Origin of the sequence: Rhodococcus sp. 1168, from assembly GCF_002091955.1 — a bacterium.
Classification (GTDB): domain Bacteria; phylum Actinomycetota; class Actinomycetes; order Mycobacteriales; family Mycobacteriaceae; genus Rhodococcoides.
Window position 1 is genome coordinate 1 of record NZ_MKKY01000055.1, and the last position, 23,674, is coordinate 23,674.

The 23,674-nt window shown below is 59.4% G+C and carries 23 protein-coding genes; 14 read left to right on the top strand and 9 right to left on the bottom strand.

All coding sequences use genetic code 11. The features are described 5' to 3' along the window. Positions 1 to 34 precede the first annotated feature (34 nt). The 5 genes from BJI47_RS10070 to BJI47_RS24065 form a co-directional block, all read right to left on the bottom strand. A protein-coding gene (locus BJI47_RS10070; RefSeq protein ID WP_254900348.1) for an IS3 family transposase occupies positions 35 to 1,458 on the bottom strand; the annotation gives its coding sequence in 2 pieces (ribosomal slippage) (positions 35 to 1,131 and positions 1,131 to 1,458; 1,425 coding nt in all). A gap of 104 nt (positions 1,459 to 1,562) precedes the next feature. Then, the gene (locus tag BJI47_RS10075; protein WP_088943600.1) at positions 1,563 to 2,342 is read right to left on the bottom strand and encodes a hypothetical protein; all 780 of its coding nucleotides are present in this window, start codon (positions 2,340 to 2,342) and stop codon (positions 1,563 to 1,565) included. Continuing rightward, the gene (locus BJI47_RS10080; protein ID WP_088943601.1) at positions 2,339 to 2,641 is read right to left on the bottom strand and encodes a WXG100 family type VII secretion target; all 303 of its coding nucleotides are present in this window, start codon (positions 2,639 to 2,641) and stop codon (positions 2,339 to 2,341) included. The genes BJI47_RS10075 and BJI47_RS10080 overlap by 4 nt, the downstream gene beginning before the upstream one ends. After that, positions 2,638 to 2,949, bottom strand: a complete 312-nt coding sequence (locus BJI47_RS10085; protein WP_088943602.1) for a WXG100 family type VII secretion target — start codon at positions 2,947 to 2,949, stop codon at positions 2,638 to 2,640. Before BJI47_RS10085 ends, BJI47_RS10080 begins: the two co-directional genes overlap by 4 nt. A gap of 62 nt (positions 2,950 to 3,011) precedes the next feature. Beyond that, positions 3,012 to 3,155, bottom strand: coding sequence for a hypothetical protein (locus BJI47_RS24065; RefSeq protein WP_176224786.1), 144 nt, complete (start codon positions 3,153 to 3,155; stop codon positions 3,012 to 3,014). A gap of 581 nt (positions 3,156 to 3,736) precedes the next feature. Between BJI47_RS24065 and BJI47_RS10090 the strand changes: the two genes are divergently transcribed. The 7 genes from BJI47_RS10090 to BJI47_RS10130 all read left to right on the top strand — a co-directional run bounded on the left by BJI47_RS10090 (position 3,737) and on the right by BJI47_RS10130 (position 11,107). After that, on the top strand, positions 3,737 to 4,048 hold the full coding sequence (locus BJI47_RS10090; RefSeq protein WP_125458693.1) for a hypothetical protein: 312 nt from the start codon (positions 3,737 to 3,739) through the stop codon (positions 4,046 to 4,048). Beyond that, positions 4,045 to 6,600 (top strand): hypothetical protein, encoded by a 2,556-nt coding sequence (locus tag BJI47_RS10095; RefSeq protein WP_088943604.1) that lies wholly within the window; start codon positions 4,045 to 4,047, stop codon positions 6,598 to 6,600. The genes BJI47_RS10090 and BJI47_RS10095 overlap by 4 nt, the downstream gene beginning before the upstream one ends. Beyond that, entirely contained in the window at positions 6,597 to 7,415 is an 819-nt protein-coding gene (locus BJI47_RS10100) for a hypothetical protein (RefSeq protein WP_125458694.1), read from the top strand. The genes BJI47_RS10095 and BJI47_RS10100 overlap by 4 nt, the downstream gene beginning before the upstream one ends. Before the next feature lie 43 nt (positions 7,416 to 7,458). Further along, positions 7,459 to 7,947 (top strand): hypothetical protein, encoded by a 489-nt coding sequence (locus tag BJI47_RS23700; RefSeq protein ID WP_125458695.1) that lies wholly within the window; start codon positions 7,459 to 7,461, stop codon positions 7,945 to 7,947. A 44-nt stretch (positions 7,948 to 7,991) separates the two neighbouring features. Beyond that, complete coding sequence (locus BJI47_RS10115) at positions 7,992 to 8,819, top strand: hypothetical protein (protein WP_088943608.1); 828 nt, start codon at positions 7,992 to 7,994, stop codon at positions 8,817 to 8,819. A 379-nt stretch (positions 8,820 to 9,198) separates the two neighbouring features. Continuing rightward, the gene (locus BJI47_RS10125; protein ID WP_088943610.1) at positions 9,199 to 10,023 is read left to right on the top strand and encodes a hypothetical protein; all 825 of its coding nucleotides are present in this window, start codon (positions 9,199 to 9,201) and stop codon (positions 10,021 to 10,023) included. Positions 10,024 to 10,300: 277 nt separating this feature from the next. Beyond that, positions 10,301 to 11,107: a hypothetical protein gene (locus BJI47_RS10130; protein ID WP_139804853.1), complete on the top strand. Its 807-nt coding sequence runs from the start codon at positions 10,301 to 10,303 to the stop codon at positions 11,105 to 11,107. Between the two features lie 62 nt (positions 11,108 to 11,169). Here BJI47_RS10130 and BJI47_RS10135 read toward each other — a convergent pair whose 3' ends face one another. Continuing rightward, positions 11,170 to 11,952: a colicin immunity domain-containing protein gene (locus BJI47_RS10135; protein ID WP_176224787.1), complete on the bottom strand. Its 783-nt coding sequence runs from the start codon at positions 11,950 to 11,952 to the stop codon at positions 11,170 to 11,172. 469 nt (positions 11,953 to 12,421) lie between these two features. On the opposite strand from BJI47_RS10135, the gene BJI47_RS10140 reads away from it, so the two are divergent. Further along, complete coding sequence (locus BJI47_RS10140; RefSeq protein ID WP_088943613.1) at positions 12,422 to 13,726, top strand: hypothetical protein; 1,305 nt, start codon at positions 12,422 to 12,424, stop codon at positions 13,724 to 13,726. Positions 13,727 to 13,958: 232 nt separating this feature from the next. On the opposite strand, the gene BJI47_RS10145 is transcribed toward BJI47_RS10140, so the two are convergent. Continuing rightward, a complete protein-coding gene (locus BJI47_RS10145) occupies positions 13,959 to 14,144 on the bottom strand; it encodes a hypothetical protein (protein WP_088943614.1) in 186 nt (61 codons plus the stop codon). Positions 14,145 to 14,429: 285 nt separating this feature from the next. On the opposite strand from BJI47_RS10145, the gene BJI47_RS10150 reads away from it, so the two are divergent. Genes BJI47_RS10150 through BJI47_RS10170 form a run of 6 tightly spaced genes read left to right on the top strand, consistent with a single transcriptional unit; the run spans position 14,430 to position 22,269 of the window. Then, positions 14,430 to 16,487, top strand: a complete 2,058-nt coding sequence (locus tag BJI47_RS10150; RefSeq protein ID WP_088943615.1) for a sigma factor-like helix-turn-helix DNA-binding protein — start codon at positions 14,430 to 14,432, stop codon at positions 16,485 to 16,487. Beyond that, positions 16,484 to 17,977 (top strand): ATP-binding protein, encoded by a 1,494-nt coding sequence (locus BJI47_RS10155; protein ID WP_088943616.1) that lies wholly within the window; start codon positions 16,484 to 16,486, stop codon positions 17,975 to 17,977. The genes BJI47_RS10150 and BJI47_RS10155 overlap by 4 nt, the downstream gene beginning before the upstream one ends. Further along, positions 17,974 to 19,494 carry a hypothetical protein gene (locus tag BJI47_RS24525; protein ID WP_254900500.1) on the top strand — a complete coding sequence of 507 codons (1,521 nt, stop codon included), beginning with the start codon at positions 17,974 to 17,976 and terminating at the stop codon, positions 19,492 to 19,494. The genes BJI47_RS10155 and BJI47_RS24525 overlap by 4 nt, the downstream gene beginning before the upstream one ends. Further along, positions 19,412 to 20,893, top strand: a complete 1,482-nt coding sequence (locus BJI47_RS24530; protein WP_254900521.1) for a Z1 domain-containing protein — start codon at positions 19,412 to 19,414, stop codon at positions 20,891 to 20,893. Before BJI47_RS24525 ends, BJI47_RS24530 begins: the two co-directional genes overlap by 83 nt. 33 nt (positions 20,894 to 20,926) lie before the next feature. After that, positions 20,927 to 21,781, top strand: coding sequence for a ParA family protein (locus BJI47_RS10165; RefSeq protein ID WP_088943758.1), 855 nt, complete (start codon positions 20,927 to 20,929; stop codon positions 21,779 to 21,781). Further along, positions 21,778 to 22,269, top strand: a complete 492-nt coding sequence (locus tag BJI47_RS10170) for a hypothetical protein (RefSeq protein WP_088943617.1) — start codon at positions 21,778 to 21,780, stop codon at positions 22,267 to 22,269. Before BJI47_RS10165 ends, BJI47_RS10170 begins: the two co-directional genes overlap by 4 nt. Positions 22,270 to 22,544: 275 nt before the next feature. On the opposite strand, the gene BJI47_RS10175 is transcribed toward BJI47_RS10170, so the two are convergent. Next, positions 22,545 to 22,979: an SHOCT domain-containing protein gene (locus tag BJI47_RS10175; protein ID WP_217808521.1), complete on the bottom strand. Its 435-nt coding sequence runs from the start codon at positions 22,977 to 22,979 to the stop codon at positions 22,545 to 22,547. Between the two features lie 239 nt (positions 22,980 to 23,218). Beyond that, a complete protein-coding gene (locus tag BJI47_RS10180) occupies positions 23,219 to 23,539 on the bottom strand; it encodes an HNH endonuclease signature motif containing protein (protein WP_088943619.1) in 321 nt (106 codons plus the stop codon). Positions 23,540 to 23,674: the final 135 nt, after the last annotated feature.

Sequence of the window (23,674 nt, forward strand, 5' to 3'; positions counted from 1 at the left end):
CGGAATTTGTCAAGGTGGATGAGTCCAGTGGGTGTTACGCCGCTATCGAATCGTGCTCTTGATCGGTGTCAGTTGTTTCTGCTGGTTTGTTGATCCACGCGGTGTCTGGGAGGTCGAGGATTTTCGGTGCGGCAGTGCTGCCGAAGCGATGCGGATGTGCAGCGCGGGCGGCGTCGAGAACGAGACGGCGTTCGGCTGCCTTGCGTGCAGCCAAGCCGTAGTGGACATCGGCGGGAGTGTGCAGTCCGATACCGGTGTGGCGATGTTCGTGGTTGTACCCATCGGTGAAGATATCCATGAATTCCCTTGCCTCGCTCAGTGATCGGAACCGATCCGGGAAGCCGGGGCCGTATTTCAAAGTTTTGAACAACGACTCCGAGTACGGATTGTCGTTCGATACCCGAGGCCGGGAGTGGCTTCGGGTGACCTCGAGATCCGCGAGGAGTGTCGCGACGGTTTTACTGGTCATCGAGGTACCGCGATCGGCATGCACGACGTGCGGGACGCCATGGACCGCGAAGATCTGTTCCATCAATTCCTTTGCCAGCACACCGGATTCATGACTATGAACGTGCACTCCGACGATGTAGCGGGAGTAGATGTCGATCATCACGTACGCATCGAAGTACTGCCCTTTCACCGGGCCGGCCAGTTTGGTGATATCCCAGGAGTACACCTGCCGCGGCGCGGTCGCGACCAACTCTGGGCATGCCCTGGCCGGGTGCCGAGCGAGTCGCCGTCGATCGCTGACCTGTCTGTTCTCGCGCAACACTCGATACATCGTCGACACCGAACACAGGTAGATGCCCTCGTCGAGGAGTTGGGCGTAGATCTGTAGCGGTGCGAGGTCGACGAACCGGTCGCAGTTGAGGACGCCGAGAATACGTCGCCGTTCGCTGGTGGTGACTTTGTTGACCGGCTCCGCCGCTGGTTCCTGCGGCACCGGCGGTGTCGGTGCTGTAGCTGCGGCACTTCGACGTGTCGCCGTCGATCGGTGCAGACCGGTGAGAACGCTGCCCTCGCGGGAGCTAATTCCGATGCCGGTCAGTGTGGTGTACGCAGTGGTCATCGCTTGTTGTTCTTCTCGTCGAAATCCGCGCTCTCGGAGAGAGATTCCAAGAGCGCGTGTGCTTTTCCCATGATATCCAGTGCGGCTTCGGTGGTGTTCAGTCGCTTGTTCGCGCGGTTCAATTCACGGGTGAGGCGGGCGATCTCGGCTTGCTCGGCGGTAAGCTTGCCGACCTTCTCGCCGGGCTTTTTGCCGACGAGAACACCGGCGTCGCGGTGTTTGCGCCATTCGCTGATCAACGACGAATACAGTCCCTCGCGGCGTAGGTATGCCCCGCCGTCGCCGCTCTGGCAGGCTTGCTCGTAAGCACGCACGTGTTCGATTTTCTCCGCCGCGGTGAACGCCCGTCGCCGTCGTGGTCCGTCTGCTCTCGGATGCGCTGAATCCATGCGTTCATTGTCGCCGCTGACCGGCGTCTTGGTGGTGATGGCCATGGTGTGTGTCGATCCGTATCTCGCCCTGCATCAGGCCGGGTTGCTATGAACCACTGGACTCACCTCACCCTGGCACGCAGGGCAACGGCCGTCACAGCCCCGATGACACCGAGCGTCCACGCCAGTTCATCTGAGCTAGCTTTGATTCCTGTGCGGAGGTCTGTGACGGCCACGTTGTGTGCAGCCACAGGGGAGGCCAACGCTGAGGCGGTTGATATGAGCTCGGCTGCGCTTCGGCTCAGGGTTTCGAGGTGGGCTGTGACAGCGGCGACGTCGGGTGCGTCGAGGCCGTCGAAGCGGTCAACTGCGCCTCGAATATCCCGTGCTGCGGCCGTTGTGACCGCATGTTCGGCAAACGCCCGCCATGCATCGGCTGCGATAGTCAGTTTGTCACTGTCCCCGTCGGGGACAGGCAGTCCGATCTGTTCGAGTAGCCCCGGCACATCGGTGTTCAGCCCATCCCCGTTGTGGCCGAGGGACGTCGGGGGAGGCGCCATGCACTGCAGGTACGACGACGTCTGCGGTGGTGCGGGAGGCCCCAGTCCGGGACCGGGTGACGGGTGCGCAGTGTGTTCGGCGACAGCCCAGTTGTACCCAGCAGCACTCGTGACCTCTGCCAGCTTGCTCGAAGCGTCAACCCACACCTCTGCTGCGTGAAAGAAGTCATACGTGCTTTGGTCGTAAGCCGTTCCCCACTGTTTGACGCTGTCGTAGTCGCCAACCATAGCCGCGCATTTGCTAAGTGAACCGCGCAATGCATCGACGCGTGAACGCACCGACTCGGATGCTCGAGCGCATACGGCTGCGGTGTCGTAGTATGCCTGCGGATCGACATTCACGGTTGTGTCCTGAGCATGTGCGTATTCATATCGGTGGCCGATAAGTACCCGTCATGAGCCTTTCTCGTGAGCGCCTCCATGCGATGAACGTGTTCGACGAATGCAGATGCGGCGTATGACCATTGGTTGTGGGAGTCAGCGTATGCATGGGCTGCCGGGCCTTCCCAGCCCGGACCGATCAGCGCGGCCGCCCGGCGATCCAGTTCATCTAGTTCGTCGCGAATAAAACCTGCCAAACCGTTGATTCTCGCAATCAGATCGTCGAGGTCGTCGAGTTCGACGCGGAACGGCGTACTCATATGTGTCCCGCAATGTTTGTTGCGGAACAATCCTCGGTAACGTCATAACCGGATGCTGACTCACTCAGTGAGACGGACAGTGAGTTCAGTGCATCGACAATGCGAAACCCGTCCTCGTGGCACAGCTTCCACGTGTCGCGGAAAGCGAGTGCCGCTTGACCGTCCCACCGGACCGCATCGACGTCGCGGCTGACGGCGTCGAGCGCGTTTCGCAAAGTTTGCTCGAGTTGCTGCGCCGCGGCCCCCACCGCGGCGATTTGTTCCGGATCTGCTGACAACACCCCGTCCGGGGTTCCCCCGTCGCCCATGCGAGGTGAAACTACAGCAAAGCGCCATCGGCCGCATGCGCGGCTGATGGTCGTCAATTCAATTATCCGTCTTTATCGTGATCGAGTAGGTCGATCAGGAATAGCTGATACCTGCCCTTGAGTCCCACGAGTTCGACCTCGCACGATGGGCCGAGCGCGATGTCATCGGCCTTGCCGATGTCGGCGGACAGCCTCGCTGACGACAATTTGTCCGACCGCTGCCTGTCTCGTGACTTAGGGGTGCACTATGCGCAGTGTGAACCTCGAGGACCGTACGTCGGTGGCTTAATGGAAGGACGATCTCGGATCGAGGCGACAAGAGGATACGAAACTAGTGCAATACGAACACCTTCGGGAATTCGTGCAAGAAGTTGGCGGGTTTGCTCCGCGACGAGAACGGCAATCGTGTGGGCAATCGGCCTCGTGGAAAGACCGCAACAAGCCACGCAAGCGGACCGCCGTTAGACGAGCGCGTGGAGCCCGCAACAAATCGCGGACCGGCTGTGCGGGGATTCGTCCCTCTACGAAGTCTTGGATCAAGGGGATGAACACCGAGCTGTTCCCGAGAAGCAGCCCGACTGTCGGAAGATGCGCGCATTCGACTCGATTGCTCGTCGAGGTGCACCAACGATAAGTGGCACCTCGGAGGAGGAAACTGAAGACTGCTCACCGGCTTGTAATTGTGGCAGACTGCTGCCTTGGCAAAGCCCATAGCCGGGGCGCTTTCGCCGAACGCTGGCGAATGTGGCGGCCACAGTGTGAGGTAACTCTTGGGGGAGAGAATCTGTTGGGGGAATTGCTGGGAGCGGATCTCGATGAGATCAGGTCGCTGGGGGCACAGCTGATTGTCAAGGCGAACGCGGTCGCGGACATCGCTGGGCCTGCCAAGGTAAGCGTTGGAGCGGTGGTGATGCCCGATGCGGGAATCGACGATCTTCTGGTGCGGATAGTGACGACGTTGGAGACCAATGTGGCCAAACACCGCAGCGCTGTGCAGGCTCTGGCTGATGGGGCGACCTCGTCCGCGGCCACTTACGAAGCGGTCGAAGAAGCGTTCAGTAGTCAGCTCGGCTCGTTGACCGAAGGACTCGGACAGTGACGACGCCGACGATCCCTCAGGTCGAATCGTGGAAACCGCTGACGTTGGTCACGGCAGGAGAGGCGATGAAGTCGGCGGGGATCGCTCTCACGGATTGCCTGGCGGAAGTGGACCTCGCAGTCGACAAGAGTGCGAGTACTTGGCGAGGGGATGCCAGCGCGGCCGCGTCGATGCGTGCGGTATCGGAAGTTCTCACTGCGTCGGCGTCGAAACGCGCCACGGACATCGTCGGGGACGCTCTGATCAGCCAGGGGCAGACGATCGACGCGTCCCGTTCGGTGATAGTCAACACCCGGGACGCCGCCGTCGATCGCCACGGCATGTCTGTTGGACCTGATGGGACGGTCTCCAGCCCAACCGTGCCCGGTACAGACGGTGACGTCCTCCGCCTGGTGCTGCAGGGCCGACTCGACCGGCAAGCAGCAGACTTCCAGGTCAGCCTGAAAGAGAATTTGGCTTACTGTGCATCTGCTCTGACGGCATTGAAATCGGTGGTGGACGGCGGTCTGGCCGACCTCGAACAACACGGTGGGCCCGGCGGTACCAGCCTCGGTTCGGGGGTGCTGTCGGGTGAAGACGGCAAGGAGATCGGCACCCAGATCCGAGACGCCGTCGACGACGGTGAGCCAATCCCCGCGGACGTCCTCGCGGACCTCATCGAAGACCCGCGTGCCACAGGTGTGGAGCCTGCGCAGCTTCAGGCATACCTCAACGGTGATACGGCGACGATTCCAGCGAGCACCCAGCAATACTTGAAAGAGTTCTACAACACCGCCGGCGTCGACGGCTTCACGGCCGCAAGCCAACAGCTGCAATCGCAAGGACCGGCGGGGCAACAGGCGGCAGCCTCACTCGCCAACGGCGTCCTGGTGTTGTCCAACGAGAAGGTCGGCACCGGACGCGATGCCGACGGCAATCTGACGGGTGCAGGTAGTTACGAAAACTTGCCGCAGGACATGCGCGACCTCATTTCGACTCGTCCAAGTCGCGGTATCGACGGCCTGGACAGCAACGCGATGACGTATCCCGGTGACGGTCCGATCGTGGACGACCAGAAGAACTTCGTCGAGGGCCAGACGAAATTGTTCGACGCTTTGGCGTTAGCCGAAGCGGGCAATGAGCCCGGGACGAAGATGTCGACCGAACTGATTCGGCAGGGCATGCACACTGCGGCGATCGATGCCCATGGCGGAGCCCTGCCCTTCAGCAACGAGCCCGTGGACAATCCTGGTCATGCGGAAACCCTCGAGAAGACGATCGAGCTTGGTTCCCGTAATACGGACGGCGTGCGCGCGATTCTCACCGGCGAAGGAGGACCGGAAATCCTCGGATCTGAATACCACGCTGATACTGCAGTGATGCCGTTGCTGCAGCGCGACGACGGAACGGCCATGGCTTCACTCACCGATTGGATTCCGCGCGAGGCACACTCGACCGCGCCCGAAGGGACACCGGAGTACGAGAACTCGGTGCGCGCAGGGTCCGCCGCCCGAGGCTTGGCAGAGATTCTGGCCAGTACCGAATCATCTGATGGAACAAACAATTACACGACACTTTTATCCGGTGAAGGGAAGATCGGGGAGGGGACTGCAGGGCAGGTCGCCGAAGCCCTTGCCCCCTTCGTCGGTGACATGACCGGTATGACCAGCGACCTCACACAGACGCATGGATTCGGTGACTTCGGTGGGAGTGAAGATTTCGGAGGTGGCCCTGTCGAACCGCTACGTGTCTTCACCATTCTGGACTCCGAAGATCAGTCCAGTCAGATCATCAACGGCACTGCACTTGCCGAGAGCCTGCGGATGGATCGGATGTTTGCGACAACCGGATACAGCAACCTCGGTGACCAAGCCTACCGCTTGCAGTGGCTCGTCGATCACGGTCTCAGTACCGAAATGGACCAACGCGTGCAAGAGGGTCTCGACAAGCAGGAAGCAGCCGAAGCACGGAACTCGAAGTTCACCGCGGCGTGGACGGCGGGGCAAATCGTCGCCGGGGGGATGGGGCCAGGCGGGATTGCCGTCGCAGCCGGGTCCGAGTTCTTGAAGCCCTATGTACTGTCTGTAGATGACCTCGACTCGCCATTGGCACGCGAGATTGCCTTTGATTCATCGCAATTCGGCTTCGACGGCGAGGGTGGTAAGTACGTGGCCAGCGACTGGGGTAGTGCAGATTACAGAAGGTTCAACATCGTCGATGCCCTTGTTCATAGCGGCGCGATCGATATCAACGACGTTCCTGACGTGTACAAGAGCGAGAGCGGCGAATCGTTGCTTTCCTACTCCGATGTGGCAAAGGCGTTCTCGGAGTCAGGGGGGACGGATGGATTTCTCGCCAACCAAAGCGCCATGCGGTTGATCGCCGATGGCGGGGTCTCCGATCTCGATGAGTACACGCGCAATGCGACGGGTGACGGCCAACAACATGCTCTCGAGTTGACAGTCCGGCCACTCGGAAACAACCCGAGCAGCGCAGAAATTCTGCAGTGGTTGGCTAGCGACGATTCGTCGAGTGACCCAAAGAACAAGTGGCCGTGGAAGATCCTCGGATGAAAACGACTCGACTCATTCCCCTACTTTGCGCCGTACTGACCACGTTGATTGTGGTCGCAGCGTGCGGTTCTGTCGCAGACGACGGCCCAGTAACAGTGACAACGTCCGTGTCGCCTCAGCCGTCATCCGACGGTTACGAGGTTTCCGATCGCCTTCGCGACGCGACAATGGTGTGGTCGGCGGAGCCGGGCGTAGACCTCCTCTCTTTGGAAGGGACGTTAATCCGCGCATCGGAAGAGTCGTTCGTAATCGGACTGATGCTCGGTCTCGATTACGCCTATTTGGGGTTCGCGAAGAGCTCGGGCAGCCTGGGTGGTGGCGGCATCTTGGGCGGGTTCCGGGACGACACTGGACAGGGCCCGTTCGCAGGAACGATCCACGGACGTATCCAACAGATCATCCCAATCAACGGTGGTTTCGACGTCCTGTCATGTGTTCTAGCGGTCGGCCTCGACAGACAGCTCGACGGAAAGTACGTCCCGTCCCGACTTACCGGCGGGGAGGGCAGTGAGCAGCGCTCTCGCTTCGTTCGCACTGGCGAGTCCTCAACAGCAACTTCGCCTACACCTCCACCTTCGGTGTCGTCTCCCGACTTGTTGCATTGGCAGGCGCCGTCAGGCAACGAATTCGTGGGGTGGGAGATTGATGGTTTCATCGATCAAGACCCAGTCACATCGAGGAACGGTCGTTGTGCGCCGTGGGCTCGATCACTGTACCCGGATGCGCCAGTGAATATTCCGCCTGACGCGTACGCCCACGACAACCCACCTCCGGTGGAGCCTGCGTACCCAGGATGGCCCGGCAATCGCAATTAATTACGCTCAGAACAACATTCGTGCGAGGTAGGGGGTAACCGCTTTGATTCGAGAGGAACTAGGCGCCAAAGTCCGTCGGCTTCAAGCGGCTGTTGCTGAGGTTCACGGCCACACGCACCTCGACGGTGTCACCATTCGGACCGACGCCAACGGTCGACTCACCGAACTCACCTTCGGCCATGATGCTTGGGGCCGTGGACCAGAGGTGCTGGCCGACACGATCATGCGCGCGTACCGACAGACTGCCGACGATGTCCGACAACGTTCGACGACGATCATGGCTGAACTGCGGGACGACCCAATCGTGGCTCGAATCGCAGACGCGACTATCGGCAACAGCCCAGCGGCTGAAACCCGCGCTGATCAAAGACCCGCGTATGTGACGCGTGAATCGCTATCTGGAGAGCTGTGTCAGTCCGACAAAGCCATCCTGGAAAGTCAGAGTTTCTCAGGGCACTCTACCGGCCACCGCATTACTGATGAGCGGGACGATGTTGACGGTTACTTCGGGCGTAAGTCGTGGTTGGAATAGTCCCAAAGCCTGTCAAACAACCAGTGTCCCTTGGAGATTTACAGATGAAACAGCGAAGTCGACGCATTCGGACGGTAATCGCCGTCCTGCTGACGATTCTGACTGCGGGGGCAGCGTGCGGGTCTCCTGTCGAGGACAGTTCTATCCAACAGACGTCGTCGACGTCGCGTTCGTCGTCCGGCTCCGACGTCTATGAAGTTCCAGATCAACTGCGTGATGCCACTATGGTGTGGTCCGCAGAGCCGGAGGTCGACCTCTTTTCTGCCGAGGGTACTTTGACCCGTGCAGCCCAGGAATCGATAGCTATTGGAGCTACGGTTGGCTTGGACTACACATATCGAGGCTTCGCGGCCAGCGGTAACTACAAAGGCGGGGATTCGATATACTCAATCTTCCAATCCGCGACCGGCGACGGTCCGTTCGCAGGAACGATTCATAGTCGTATTCAAAAAGTCAATCCAAGTGATAACGGATTCGAGGCGTTGACGTGCGTGCTGTCGATCGGGCTCGACGTCCTCGAGAACGGCAAGTACTCGCCGTCGCTCCTGACCAATATAGCGGGAGAAGAACTGCGCATACGCTTCATCCGCACCGGCGACAAGACAACGACAGCACGTGAATCCATGCCGTCGTCCATTCAGGAGTCCGAGAATTTGCATTGGCAGGCGCCTACCGATAACAGGTTTGCCGGGTGGGAAATCGACGGATTTGCTGATGTTGAACCTGGCACGGCGGAAAGTGGTCGTTGCGTTCCATGGGCGAGATCACTGTATCCGGACGTAGAGCCCATCGTCTCTCGTGAGGCATACGCCCGAGACAACCCGCCCCCCGTTCAGCCGGCCTACCCGGGATGGCCGGATAGTGCCAGTTAACGACGTTAAAAACAAGATTCATGCATGTTGGGAGCGGATCTCGGTGCGATCAGGTCGCTGGGGGAATGGCGCCGGGGAGGAATCGCCGTCGCAGCTGCTTCTGAGTTCATAAAGCCCTACGTACTGTCGGTGGATGATCGCGAAGCGCCTATGAGCCGCGAGATCACGCTTGACGCATCGACATTCGGATTCGATGCAAGGAACGCGGAATTCCGAAGCTCGACGAGTACACACGCAACGCGACGGGGGACGAGCAGTGGGATCAGCTGGCAATGGTGAGTCGGCCCGAAGGGAAGAGCCCAGCCAGTGGGGAGATCCTGGCTTGGCTAGCAAGTGATGAATCGTGTCATGACTCGAGAAGCAGAGTGAGGATTCACGGATGAGCGAAGGAGGGCGAATCATGCGTTTGGCCGCCGCTGTTCTGTTGGCAATGCTGGGTGTTGTCGCAGCGTGCGATTCAACCACCGAGCACGGTGGGGCGCCAGCGACGACGTCAGCATCACATCGGCCGGCCACAGATGTCTATGAAGTTCCTGACCAGATCCGTGACGCAACGATGGTCTGGTCTGCTGAACCGGGTATCGATCTCCTTGCAACCGAGGGAACACTGATTCGCGCTGCTCTAGAGTCCTTCGCTATCGGGTCTTTGGCCGGGCTCGACTACACGTATTTAGGTTTTGCAGACAGTTCGAACAGCGTGGCCGGCGGCCCGCTGTATTCACTGTTCCGAGCCGACACCGGACAAGGTCCGTTCGCGGGGACGCTTCACGGTCATCTCCAGCAGATCGTTCCCACGGAGGTCGGCTTTGACGTCATTTCATGCGTACTTTCCGTCGGCCTCGATGTGAAAGTCGACGGCAAATACAGCCCGTCGGGGCTCGCGGGCGGTGAGGGAGGTGAGCTACGTTCACGGTTCATCCGCACCGGTGAGGCAGCGAAATCACCAGTGGTGAAACAATCATCGTCTTCAACAGGTCCGGATAGTCGCCACTGGCAGGCGCCCACTGGCAATCAGTTCATCGGCTGGGAAATCGACGGTTTCACCGACAGGGATCCGACCACTTCGGGGAACGGTCGATGCGCCCGGTGGGCGCGATCGCTATACCCGCACACGACTCCCGCGATCGCCCGTGACGCTTACGCCAGAGACAATCCACCCCCGGTGCAACCGGCATACCCCGGTTGGCCCGACAGCAGCCACTGAATTGGCTCAGAACAACACGGTGCTCGGTAGGAGTAATGGCTTTGACTCATAAAGAACTCGATATGAAAGTTCGACGACTTCAACTGGACGAGTGCGCACGCAATGCTACAGGGGGTGAGCAGCGGTATCAGTTGGCCGCGGCGATTCGACCCGAAGGAAACAACCCGAATAGTGGAGTAATTGTGGACTGGCAGGCAAGCGGTGAATCATCTCGTGACTCGAACAATACTTGGCGAGCGGAGATCTACGGATGAAACAGCGAAACCGGCGGGCGAGTATGACAACCGCAGTCCTGCTGACGATGCTGACCGCGGTTGCAGCGTGCGATTCTGTCGACGAAGACGACGACGACGGCGGCGCCGCTCCAGAGACAACGTCGATGTCGCCTTGGCCAGCGATTGATGTTTACGAGGTTCCTGATCGCGTGCGTGACGCCACGATGGTGTGGTCCGCAGAACCTGGTATCGACCTGTTCTCGGCTGAGGGAACGGTCATCCGCGCCGCCGGAGAGTCACTCGTCATTGGGCTGATGGTTGGCCTTGACTATACGTATGTAGGGTTTGCGGCCAGTTCGAACAGCGAGGCAGGCGGCCCGCTGTACTCGCTTTTTCAGGCCGACACAGGACAGGGTCCGTTTGTCGGTACAGTCCACGGTCACATCCAACAGGTCATCCCGACGGACGCTGGCTTCGACGTACTGTCATGTCTAGTCGCCGTCGGCCTCGACGTAAATGCAGACGGAGAGTATTCGCCATCGCGGCTCACAAATGGTGACGGACAAGAGCTTCGCTCGAGTTTTATTCGCACCGGCGACCCCTTGACGTCACCTGCGGTGCCCCAACCATCGTCTTCACCGGTAGGCGATGACCTGCAATGGCAAGCGCCCGCAGGCAACCAATTCGGCGGTTGGGAAATCGATGGCTTCATAGACATCGATCCCGTCACGTCTGGCAAAGGTCGTTGCGCCCCATGGGCGCAATCGCTCTACCCAGACGCACCACGAATCATCACTCGCAATGCCTACGCCAGGGGCACTCCGCCACCGGTGCAGACTGCGTACCCCGGATGGCCAGATGGCCACTAATGACGGGGAATTCGGAATTATGACTGACATGAATTGGGAAGCGCCCACGGATAACCAGTTATTTATCGGCGCTGCAGTTCGATCAGTTCGGAAAGTGCGTCTTGTGCACACAGTCGAAGTTGCTGTTCGTCGAGATCGCCACAGCCGCGCAGGGCCTCGTCCGATACGAACGCGTCGATGTCGATAAACAATTGATTGACGGTCCCTGATACAGCCGGATCCAGGCTTGCCGGCCAGTCGTTCACCAAGCGTAGGTACTGGGCTTCGAAGTCTTCCACTGACAGTTCGTGATTGACGAAATTTTGGATCGTAGGAATGAAGACAGCGCACTGTACGTATATCGAACCGGTCCTTTGCGGAAGGTTGGGTCGACGTCGAGCGGTTATACGCCGCAGCCACTTTTGGAGATCTCTGGCGTAGTTGCGCCGTAGACCTTTCTGTTCGACGTAGTGGCCGAACAACCGTTCCAGTTCCTCGATCGCACGTTCCGTAGCCGGTGTCGTTCCTTCGGAGATCAACACGCGCGCCGTCTGCAGAATTGGTGCCCGCTCCCAGCCCTGCAATTCCTGGAGTTTGCCGACCATGCTGTCGGCGTCCGGATCGTCGATCCGAACACCCAGGTTGTGCAATATCGCTTCGATTCCCGATCGTCCGCCTCGTGTGGCGAGGCTTTCGACCGCGGAAACCTGCACGGCGATGTCGGGATCGTCCAACATCTCGACAAGTCGTCGGCGGACTCCTGAGTCGTCCAGATGGTTTGCCATTCTCATGGCCGCTTCGTCGCGCGCATCGAAGGCGGCGGAACGCGACGCCACGATCAGGGCACGAACAACGTCGTCTGTCACGTCACTCCCGGATAGTCGAGTGCTGGCGCACAGGCGTCCAGGATTCCTATCTCCTTGGACGCAGACGGGCGTCGGTTGGTTCCACTGAGGTTTCGAGATTTCGGTTCCGGTCGACAGTGAACCCATAAGAGTGATGACCGCATCCGTTCATAGCCTTCCGTAAGAGAGGAAGGCGCGCTGGCCCCCCAGCCAGCAGAATCGGCTGGGGACCGGGCATCACGGACGGCCGAGTTCATGGACAGGTACATGCGCTCGTCGTGTGTGCCGCCGAGCTACGGCTCGTAACGATGACAGGCTCACCGGCTAGCTGGGCTGCAGAACCCAACGCGGTCCCGGGCGCTCACGGGTCGGTTTTACTAGCTCTATTAGCAATGCGCAGGGACATTACATACCGACCGGCGTGTAACGGATAAAGGCTGCCGCCTATATTCGTGCAGACAGTTCAGAAAACCACCCCAGAACGGACCCCATGACTGACAATGCTCTGCCAGAGCCGTTCTCGGCCGACGACCAGGACTTTTTAGCCAGCAGCGGGATTGCGGTTTCCGTCGAGCCCGAGGGTGTATTGGTGTCCGGCAACGTTGACGCCGTGGAGGGCTACCTCGCTCGCATCAAGGACTTGGCCGGTGACGCTGTCCAGGTTTCGGGGATCGACAAGGTTTCCCTGGCGGCTGCTGCCGCTGTCGCAGGTGGCGTCGCTTCGAGTACAGCGCAGTATGGCCAATTCGTACGGCTTTCCCCGGATAGTCTCAGCATGCTCAAGTCTTACCGGGTGCTGCCCGGTGCGCCCGGCTGGAACCGGATGATGGTCGTCGATTCCTCGCACAAGTTCCGAGGCCAGATGCAATGGCAAAACGTGTCGATGACTCCTACCCGCGCCTTGAGCCTGCAGCTCCTCGCCGTACAGATTGCCCTGCAGACCGCGGTCCAATCCGTCGCCGACGCTGTCGAGCGGGTCCAGGGGACAGTCGACAAAATTTTAGTACTGGCAGAGGCGTCGAGAGTCGGTGATGTGGTGGGTAACCATGCTGCACTTTCCCGCATAGCGAAGGTGCACGGGGAAACTGGCGCCTTGCCCACCGCCGACTGGGAATCCATTGCACCGCTCGGTCCTGCCCTGGAGGTGGGAATTGAGCGGCTGCGTGAGCATGCCAAGCGGACAGTGGCGGGATTCGATGCATTGAAGCCGGTGCAGGACCGTGCGAGCTATCTCAAGAATGCGGTGGGCGACAAGCGGCTGGGAGAGACGCTGCAACTTCTCGTGATCGCGGAGCAGTCGCTATATCTGTGGCAGAAGATGCGTATCGAACGGGTAAGGGTGACGGAACCTGAGTACCTGCAAACTGTCGTCCAGTCAGCTCGTGGCCTCCTGTTGGAACACTTCGAGCGTGATGGAGACCTGCTGCTTCATGCCCGTGGCGAGTTGGCCAGCTATGCCGCCATCAAACCGCTGGAAATCATTCGCTGGATGTCGACGAATGACCTCAAGCGCGATATGACTTCGCTGCGTCAGGACCTGGACGGTTTCGCCAGCGCTCGCGGAAGCCAGGTCGCGGGGTGGATCGAACATGAAGATCCCTCTGTGGGAGACGCTCTCGCTGAGGTGGGCAACCGCGCGAAGGCCGTGGGCGGCGCAGCTGTCGCTATCGGGAGCAAGGCTGCGGACATCGGGGCCAGCGGGCTTGGATGGGTTGGTCGCAGTCTGCAGAATGTCGCAGCGAGTCGCGGCAAGGCGAACGACTCCGAGGCAAAGGCTTCAATCGACGAGCGATAGCACGTAGTGGTGCAGTTCAGCCCCTATTTCATCATCGATGGTTGTCGGTCCTGCAACGTAAGGTCCCGCTTTGAGGTTCGCCCCCAGGTGGACAGTGGATGCGCGGCGATGACGGGCGCGGTCACGTGACCGTTCATAGTTGGTGGGGCTAAGCATCCCGATGGTGGGGGCAGCTATCAACTGCAACAACTAATTGAGTGGCGTAATAAATACGTGGCGGTAGTAGTGCTCGTCATTGAACGTCGAACACAGACTCTCGGCGCATCGAGCGCCGCAGCCCGTGCAGTTCGCTCGCCTGCTTTATGACCTCAGCGGTGTATCGAGTTCCCCCCTCCGAGGGCATGATTGCACCCGCGACATCGCCGCCGTGTTCGGTGACAGCCATGTCCAAGGCTTCGAGGGTCAGATCGGTGCGCATCCGATAGTCGCGGACCAGCCGGGTGTCTTCTTCGATTGCTCGCCCTCGACCGCACAGAGATGCATATCGCCCTTGCCAAATCCAGCAGAACCTGTGGTCCCGCTATCTCGGCGTCCATCATCCGGGGTGAACCTCAGAGGATGAATCCCAATGTCACTACCGTAACTCCGCTGACCGTGGGTCCTGACTGGCCCCGCCGGGCTTGTGGCGATCGTCGCGATACTGGATTGGCGGTGGCCTAATGTATACCAGGCAGTATGTAAGGGAGAAGGGCGTCGTGCACGAATGTTGGATTTGAGCTCGCTGGCAGCTGAGGAAGTCAAAGACTGTGGTTGGGTAGAGCTGTTTCCGTGGCTCGACGATTACGTCTCCGAACGCGCATCGCTGCTCGAGCGTCTCGGCACCGACGAGTGGTGGCTCGAGGATTCCCCTCGTACAACTGCTGAGGGTACGAGTCTCGAGAAGCTGCTGAAAGAGCTATCGGAACTGTTCGTTGCTGGACACAAATCGTTGGCGTTGGCTCTCGCTTTCCCATCTCTCGATCCGGACCTTCCCGTCAGCGCTTTGGTCCTGGGTGCTCGCGCCGCCACATTGGTCGGTCGACTCACAAGCGGCGCGACGGTGCGCGACCTTCTGAGCCTGTCAGTTCACGACGCTTTCAAGATCAAAGGTACTTCGGAGGGCACCGTACGCGAGTTGGTCGACGGGTTACTCGGATGCGCTGTACTGGTCGAGCCCTCGGCTGGGGCCGCGGCCGACGTACGGGTCACGACGCAGCCCGCTGTCATCCAGTTGGTCGATGATCTGGCCGCGTTCGCCTATTGGCGCACGGTGCGGGGGATGAGCGATCGGCCCCTCCTGACGGTGTCCATTGATGATGAGGCTCCCGAGCAGGTGCAAGAGGTGGCGGCTCGAATTGCGGCTTTGACGCCCCTCGACCTGCCGGCACCGCGCCCAAATGATGCAGTCGACGAAATCGAAAATCTGGCCGAGCAGTTGGATGATCGCGAAAGTCTCATTCTGCGTGAACGGCTCATGGCTGCGGAGAAACAAACGCTCGGCGCGCTGGCCGTCAAACTCAACTTATCGGCCGGACGGGTCAGTCAACTCGAGTCTGCCGTGAAAGCTCGCTTCAATTCGTTCTGTGGCTACGGGACAGCAGTTGGGAATCTGCTGGCCAGCATGCGTGTGGAGATTCAACCGGTTGCTTCGCTCGATCGACTCCTGGAACTGCATCCGACTATATCATCGACGGTTCCTTCTCTGGGGGTCCCGCTGTGGCTGGTACTGGACCGTTTGGACGACTACTTCGATGTCAAAGATGGCTGGGCGGCCGCACCTGACGTTGGGGCCGCGAAGCGTCGTACTCTTTCGTTGCTCGAAGACCTCGAGTCGGACAATGGGGTCGTCGACCTCGACGAGGCAACGGTTGCTCTATCGATGGACCACGGTGAGTTCGAGTCGTGGCTGCAGTGGTGCAGTGTGCCTGTCATCGGCGGCCACGCCTTGCTACGAACCAAGCGAATCGCAGACCACGCGGTCGGTGCTCTGGAAGCGCTTGGCGGACCGCGTTCGGCGAGCGAGCTACGCGAACTGGTAGATCCTGGTAGAACCGTCGAAGGAGTCGAAAGGTGTCTTAGTTCCGACGCTCGAGCGCGGCGCGACACCGACGGGCAATGGCACCTTGTGGAATGGGCGGCAGCAGTCGCCGTGATCGAAGCCACGGTGCCCGAAGCGACGTTCCGAAAAGACGAGAGTGGAGCTGTTCGCAGGCGAACGCAGGGGCGCGCCAAAACTCCTGACAGCACTCGAAGGCTGTATCGAATCGGCATCGGCTGGCGGTATCGCGTAGTGGTGACTGGCGATCACCTTCGGGGGTCCGGCTTCAGCTTGCCTGCCGGTGTAGCGACAGCTGTTGGGTGTGAGCGCGGCGAGACCGTTGAATTAGCCAGTCGCCTGGGAGAACAGGCCATCAGATGGACGGGAGCGCAACCCACGATCGGATCCATTCGGAGGTTCCTCGCCGAACTGCCCGTCAAGGTAGGCGACTCCGTCTACCTCGACTTCGCTGCCTCGCGAGAATTCGACGTCGCGGCCGCTGCCGCAGTACCTGAAGACGCAGACCCGTTGCGTCGTGCGTTGTCTTTGATTGGGCACTCCGCACCCATGTCGATCGCCGAACGCCACCAAATCCGAGTACTGGCCGACGCGATCGGAATGGCAGGTGAAACGCGCCCTCGGCGATTGCTCGGAGCATACGAAGCTGCAAGTGAAGAGGCGGTCGTGGAACTGCTGGAGACGGCATGGATGCACGCCAGCTCGACAGATGAGGTCAAAACGTGAGGGAACTCGAGATCGTAGGCACCGTCGAGGCGCCACCCGACCCGTCGCTGGCGAGTTCGATCGGGCTCCATCACACGCTTGCTACCGCTCTTGCAGACTTGATCGACAACAGCATCGACGCACGCGCGCGTCACATCCTCGTGCGTTTCCTTCAGCGCGGCACATCGGTCACTGGGGTGCGTGTGATCGACGACGGGGTGGGTATGGACTCCGAAACGATCGACGGTGCAATGACCTTTGGACGCCGTCGCGAGTACGAGCCGCGCGCGCTGGGATACTTCGGTGTCGGGATGAAAGCGGCTTCGTTGAGCCAAGCGTCGACGCTGGTTGTGTGGTCGCGTGCCGAGTCGAGTAGTGCACAGGGTCGTCGTATCGATCGTGATGCGCCGCATCGAGTCTCGACCATCAGCACCGAGCAAGCGGAACTCGAACTGGCCCGAGCGTACCCGCGATTTCCGTTCGACACGGGGACCATCGTCGAGTGGCAGGGGATAACCACGTTCCTGCGCTCCTCAGACGCCGACGAGCAGACGAGTTGGCTCGAGCAGACAAAGCAGGAGATCGCCGACCATATCGGGATTGTGTTCCACCGCTTACTCTCGCGTGGTGAGATGTCCATATCGCTCGACACTTTCGACGTGGAGGGGCTGGGGGCAGGATTCCGCACACCGATCGATCCGATCGACCCATTCGCGACACCGCGGACCGGAGCCGCGGGATACCCGAGAACGCTGCCCGTTGAGCTCGACGGGGTGACGCTCGCAGTCACGGCACACATCTGGCCGGCGCGCAGCTCGCTGCCGCAGTTTCGGCTGTACGGGGCTCCGGGACGTGACCATCAGGGCCTGTATTTCTACCGCAGCGACCGGCTACTACAGACCGGCGGATGGAACGGTATCGTGCTTCCTCGGCCGGACTATGGACTTGCACGGGTGATCGTCGATCTGGATCCGGCTGTCTCCCAACATCTTGCGATAAACCCGGAGAAGGCTGGTGTCACCGTCGATGCCACTCTCACTGCAGCGTTGGAGTCCGCTCTAGCTTCCGGAGGGTTGCTATCAGCTGCTGAGGTCGCGGTTCGTTCTGCACGGAGTCGACAATCACGGCCCGTCGAGATAGTTGAACCGAACAAGGGCTTGCCGGAGGATTTACTCGACGCCTTCGCTGATTCGTTTGAGTTCAGCGAGTTTCAGGATCAAGTGGACATCGGATGGCGGGCACTCTCTCGAGACAAGTTTTTCGAAGTCGACTTGAAGTGTCGCACGCTGTGGATCAATGCACGGTTTCGGCGGGAGCTCCTCGGACACCGCAGCTACAACAGTACCGATGCCCCAGTGTTGAAGACGCTTCTGTATTTGCTTGTGCATCAAATGTTTCAAGGTGCGCGTGACAGTCACAGCAGTAAACAGGCTGAACAAATGCAAGTGTGGCAAGACGTGCTGATTGCCGCATTATCGGCTAGGCGCCTCCAAGAGAAAGATAAATTGTGAGTACAGATCTGGTCGAAGCCACTGCGCGCGAGTTCACACCGTTCAAACCCGATGATGTCGCTCGGCAAGTCAGCGGCCGTCTCGGGCGCGAGGTCACGATCGAGGATATCGTGGCGGTCTTGGTCGACGAAAGCGCTGTTGCCGCGCGGTCTGCGGCAGCTACCAGCTTTAGAGGGTGGGATGCCGAGATCGTCGAGTCGTGGGCCGAAAAGACCGCCGCAGGCAGCGTCGAGCGACGAGAACTGATCTACTCGCGACTCGGTGTCCCATCTGAAGGTTACGAAGTGCTGGATACGCAGTTCCCACGTGAGGGCGTACCTGTGTTGATCGCTGATCCTGACGTATGGACTCCCTGGTACACCGTCGAGCGACGCACAGCACACGACTTTTATTGGCGTGCGTACAAGCGCGTTCTCGCCGCGCAATGGAATGACGACTCAGCGGTCGGGAAGCTGGATGTCGCGACGACCAATGTTGTTTCGCGACTGGCAGATCCGACGAGAGACGAGCCCTATCAGTCCAAGGGGCTGGTTGTCGGATACGTCCAAAGCGGCAAAACAGCCAATTTCAGTGGCGTGCTGGCAAAGTCCATGGATGCGGGGTACCGGCTGATCATCGTGTTGACCGGAACTATAGAACTGCTACGTAGTCAAACTCAACGACGTCTCGACAAGGAGTTGATCGGTCGTCAGAACATCGGTGCGGACAGTGACTACGAGAACGACGAGGACTGGATAGCGCATCAATTCTTAGAGCACGAGGTGGATCCGAACACTTCCAATACTGTTCCGGCAATTCGTCGTCTGACGGGTGCTGATTTCGACTTCAAGGCTCTGGGGAAGGGTTTGGGCGCGCTTCACTACGAGTTCGTCGATCATTCTCTGCCTCTCAATCATCCAAAAAATTTGTATCCCACCAACATTCGTATTGCGATTGTAAAGAAGAACTCGACCGTGCTCAAGAAGCTCGTCGACGATCTCCGGAAGATTCCAACCGATCTTGCCCAGATTCCGGCCTTGATCATCGACGACGAGGCCGATCAGGCGTCGGTCAACACGGTCAACCCAGCCAAATTCGTCACGGAGAAGGTGGAGCGCACCGCAATCAACGAGCGAATCTCGGACTTGCTAGCACTGCTCAAACGCTCACAGTACGTCGGCTATACGGCAACGCCGTTCGCGAACGTCTTCGTCGACCCTGTAGACAGCGAGAACATTTTCCCCAAGGACTTCATCCTCAGCTTGGAGCGTCCGACGCCGTACATGGGGGGGGAGAGACTTTCACGATTTCGACGACGATCTCGACGAGTCTGCGAAGACCCCGCGCAACTCCAATCAGAAGGCGTACGTGCGGGACCTGCGCGCAGACTGGGACGACGATTCCAGGTTCGCCGAGCAGCAACAGGCTCTGGACTCTTTCGTCCTTGCCGGTGCGATGAAATTGTATCGAGAGTCCAAGAGCGACAGAAAATTTCGACACCACACTATGCTTGTCCACCAGTCGGTGAAACAGGCTGAGCATGCAGCGTTGGCAGATGAGTTCAAACGGTTGTGGAAGTCGTCAGGTTACTCGCAGCCGTCGGCACGTCCACGGCTCGAGAACTTATGGAATACCGATTTCGGCCCGGTCAGCGCGGTTAGGGCCGAAGGTGTGGAAGTCCCTGAATCTTTCGATGAGCTGTATCCGTTCGTCGGCGTAGCCCATCGCAAGATCTCCGAAGGCGTCTCGCCTGTCATCATAGTCAACGGTGCGGCGGAGAAGGACTATGCGCAGGATGCACTGGACTTCCAGGAGCGCCCGGTATGGAAGATCCTTGTCGGTGGTGCGAAACTCAGCCGGGGGTTCACCGTCGAAGGACTCACCACTACGTATTACACCCGTAGGACGCCACAGGCAGACACTCTGATGCAGATGGGCCGTTGGTTTGGCTTTCGTCCAGGCTACAAGGATCTGGTACGTCTGTTTATCGGGCGAAATGTTCCTGGCCCGGCAGGCAAGGACTTCGATATGTACAAGGCTTTCGAGTCCATTGTGCAGGATGAGGAGGAGTTCCGTAGCGAGCTGGAGCGATTCGCGTCCGTGAATACGCTAGGCGAGCCCATGGTGACGCCACGCGATGTCCCGCCGATGGTGTTTCAGTCTCAACCCTGGCTCAAACCGACTGCTGCGAACAAAATGTACAACGCCGAGCAGGCCTACCGGGGAGTCGGTGGGCAAGCGTTCAGCTTCACCATGCAGAGGCCGCGTGGCAAGGATGGAGTTCACAACGGAACGCATTTCGACGCTGTCAAGCCGCTGCTACGAAACCTCGGCGCGAAGGATTCGTTTCGTCTGACCAACAGTCTTGGCATCGAGCAGCAGTTCGAAGCTCGCCACGGCATCATATCGGCGAGCACAGTGCTCGCTGCAGTCGAGAAATTCGTTTGGGACGAGAATTGGGACTTTGAGCCACATCTCGCTGCGATGCGAACCGCAATAGAGAATGGACTGTTGGAAGATTTCGCAATTCTCCTGCCTCAGCCCAAGAATCGGCCCCAGCTCGAGATCGTGGGGTGGCACGAAAAGTTGCCGATCGTCAACCGTCGTCGGCGCGACCGCGAGTACCGCAGCGGTTTCAGTGGTACCGCTGTACGCGAGCGCCAAGCGATCGAACACATCGCGGGAAGCCCGGGGAAGAATGGCGGCCCAATTGCCGAGTCCCTGTACCGGAAGACCCGAGGCGGTCTGATCTTGCTGTTTGCCAACGATCCCAAGGACGGATCGCGGCAATTCAATCGAGCGCAGACGGGACCTGTCAGTCCCGTAGACTTCGCAACTCTGTTTTCCTACGCGCTGCCGTACGCGGCGGAGCCCACGCCGAAGATCGGCTTCCGGGTGAAGAAGTCCGGGGCAGGCGCGATCGTCGATGCACGCTGAACGGCCGAGTACCTATATGAGGTGGATACTGCAATGGCAAAAGTAATTACCACTATCAGCTTGAAGGGTGGAGTCGGAAAGACGACTGTCACAGCGGCTCTCGCGGAGTTCATGGCGTCGGAGTTCGGCAAGCGAGTCCTCCTCGTGGACCTGGATTCGCAGATCAACCTGACGACGATGCTGATCGGTGAAGAACGGTGGATCGACCTCAATGCGAGGAAGCTGACGATTGCAACGCTGTTTGCTGACGCTGTGAATGGGACCTCGGACTTCGATCTGCATTCGACGATTCAAAAGGGTGCGTCGACTGTGAAGAAGATCAGCAATGTGGACTTGCTGCCGTCCTCTCTCGACCTGATCGGGTTGCAGGAAGAGTTGAGTGCGCTGCGGGTCCGCGACGGCTCTCCCGTAGCAGGCGTCGGGCTACTCGGCGCGGCCCTCGAACCAGTGAAAGACTTCTACGACTTCATACTCGTGGATTGCCCGCCCAACGTCGGTCCGGTGACGTTGAATGGACTGGCGATGGCGGACGGTTACATAATTCCGACCATCCCTGACTTCTTGTCGACCTATGGCATCCCGCAAATTCAGACATATATCGAGAAGTTCGCCGATCAGCTGGGACGCAGCATCATCGAACTTGGGCTGGTGATAACGAAGTACAAATCCAATTCATCGGTTCACACCACCGTTCTTCGAAATTTGCGACGCAACCAAGATATTCAGCACGTACTTCCCCCGTACTTGCCAGAGGCCAACTCGATCGCGATGGCTGCGGACTTCAAGCCATTCGGCACGCTTCGGGTCAAGTACGGAAACCAGGGCCAGTACGACAAGTTCAAAGAACTTACCAGGACAATCCTCACGGAAGCGCAGGCAAAGCTATGACCAACTCGTCCGAGACCCTTCAGCGAGTCCGTAATGATGAACTGGGCGGTGCACTTCTGAAAGTTGCTGCGGTGGATCCTGTTGCCAGCCAGGTGCTTAGCAGCCTGTTCAGAGTTCTTGCAGACGAGGCGGCGCGAACACCCCGATTCGCGAAGGCCTTGTCGGCGGCGCTGGTAGTTACGTCGGAGACTCCCGATTCGGCTGCAGTACCTGCGCCGCCCAAACCGGCCCGAAGGTTGCCGTCGAAGGCGAAAGTTGCCCGTCAGCCCGGGGTCTTCGACCCGTTCGATGTGTTGCGCCACTCCGGCGAGCAAGCGTTGACGGAGAAGCTTTCGACACTCACGATCGATCAGCTGCGGGACATCATTGCAGAGCAAGAGATCGACACGCACAAGGAGAGCGGCCGCAAGCGCAAAGCGGAGGTGCTCGTGGCATGGACTTTCGACCGGGTGAAAGCCCTTGCCTCGAAGGGAAGTGCGTTCAGATAGCGGACTGAATCTGAGCAACACTTCGGTGCGCGTCCGCTGGACCCGCGTAAGAGTCGCGCCTGGTTACAGGGTTGACGTTGGCAGGTCGACCCCGAGGTTCGCAGCCGGACGTGTCGAGAGCTGCGGGTACTTGCCGAAACCACCACTCTCGGCGAGGCGTGAATCGGCGATGGACGTTTTCGGCTTACGCATTCACAGTGACGAAATGTAATGGTTGAGTGGACACCTGCCGGGCTGCGTCGAACCGCGGCGCGCAGCTGCTCCCTGCTCGTTGCTCAACGCTGCAGCAGGCGCGCTTTCTGCGCATCGAACTCTGCGGGCGTAAGGATACCTTCGTTGCGAAGTTCTGCGAGTTTCCTGAGTTCGTCGGCGATCATGGATGCCGGCATGGCGGCATCCATGACCGCAGCCGGAGTCAAAGCTGGCGAAAGAACCGGGGCCGCGACACTGTACCGCGAGCCGAACAGCGGGTGCTTGCGAAACCAGGCTTCGATCAGCTCCGATGTTCCATGGTTGACCTCTACTGACGCCAAAGTTGTACCGTTGCCAAGCACATGGAAGTCCCTTGTCAACATCTTGCCGCTTTTCGTCACGGAAAATCCACGCACATCGGCGATATGAACGCGGAAAGCCTGAGTGAACTCTGCGCTCTTGACGTAGGCAGCAGTGCCGTCCTCATGCTCGATAATTTTTCCGTTGCCGAATCCCAATGCATGCTTGGTGGGCATTGTTTCTCCTATGATGGATGCTCGTACACTCAGTGCGTTCGGTCGATCATTGATCGGTCAGGGGATGTAGCTCGTTACTGCATCAGTGATTTCAGGTCGACTCAGCTCGCTGCGGACCCTGGAACGAAGATCGTTGCTGAGAAGGCGGTTTCTCCATCAGATTTCCACGGTGCGATCAGTGGCTGCAGGGTGGGCACCGTGCAGTTCCGCGCCCAATACGGCTAAGCGACGTCGACGTGCCACATATCTCGATGCGCACCAAACCAGCTGCGCTGCTTGACGGTGGATTCGATTTTCAACCGCTGTCCATCGAGTTCGTTGTAGAGGGGATAGGGGCGAAGCGAGTTGTGCACAGAGATCCGCGAATTATCCAGCACGGCGATCTTTCCCAGGTCGAACAATCGATGGAGATCGCGACGTAGCAGGATACCGCCCTCGTCGTGGTGATCTCCGACCTTCGCGTAGCTGTAGAGGTGGGCGGCTTCGAGTACCTCGTGTGGCATGTCTCCGGAGAACGCGCAGTTCGACGCATACCGGTCCATCAGATGCGCACGAAAAGCGGGTTGTCCGAGCCGAACTCGGGTGATGCGCTCGGTGAAACCCCCCGCTCAACTGAACCGATACCGATCGGAGCACGCGCATACCCCGCTGTCCCAGGTCTGTGGTCAATGCAGCGT

What these genes read in the sequence shown, in the direction of transcription:
- BJI47_RS10080 (WP_088943601.1), bottom strand. Translation starts at nt 2,641, where the DNA reads ATGAGTACGCCGTTCCGCGTCGAACTCGACGACCTCGACGATCTGATT.
- BJI47_RS10085 (WP_088943602.1), bottom strand. Translation starts at nt 2,949, where the DNA reads ATGGGCGACGGGGGAACCCCGGACGGGGTGTTGTCAGCAGATCCGGAA.
- BJI47_RS10100 (WP_125458694.1), top strand. Translation starts at nt 6,597, where the DNA reads ATGAAAACGACTCGACTCATTCCCCTACTTTGCGCCGTACTGACCACG.
- BJI47_RS10115 (WP_088943608.1), top strand. Translation starts at nt 7,992, where the DNA reads ATGAAACAGCGAAGTCGACGCATTCGGACGGTAATCGCCGTCCTGCTG.
- BJI47_RS10125 (WP_088943610.1), top strand. Translation starts at nt 9,199, where the DNA reads ATGAGCGAAGGAGGGCGAATCATGCGTTTGGCCGCCGCTGTTCTGTTG.
- BJI47_RS10130 (WP_139804853.1), top strand. Translation starts at nt 10,301, where the DNA reads ATGACAACCGCAGTCCTGCTGACGATGCTGACCGCGGTTGCAGCGTGC.
- BJI47_RS10140 (WP_088943613.1), top strand. Translation starts at nt 12,422, where the DNA reads ATGACTGACAATGCTCTGCCAGAGCCGTTCTCGGCCGACGACCAGGAC.
- BJI47_RS10145 (WP_088943614.1), bottom strand. Translation starts at nt 14,144, where the DNA reads ATGCGCACCGATCTGACCCTCGAAGCCTTGGACATGGCTGTCACCGAA.
- BJI47_RS10150 (WP_088943615.1), top strand. Translation starts at nt 14,430, where the DNA reads ATGTTGGATTTGAGCTCGCTGGCAGCTGAGGAAGTCAAAGACTGTGGT.
- BJI47_RS24530 (WP_254900521.1), top strand. Translation starts at nt 19,412, where the DNA reads ATGAAATTGTATCGAGAGTCCAAGAGCGACAGAAAATTTCGACACCAC.
- BJI47_RS10165 (WP_088943758.1), top strand. Translation starts at nt 20,927, where the DNA reads ATGGCAAAAGTAATTACCACTATCAGCTTGAAGGGTGGAGTCGGAAAG.
- BJI47_RS10170 (WP_088943617.1), top strand. Translation starts at nt 21,778, where the DNA reads ATGACCAACTCGTCCGAGACCCTTCAGCGAGTCCGTAATGATGAACTG.
- BJI47_RS10180 (WP_088943619.1), bottom strand. Translation starts at nt 23,539, where the DNA reads ATGGACCGGTATGCGTCGAACTGCGCGTTCTCCGGAGACATGCCACAC.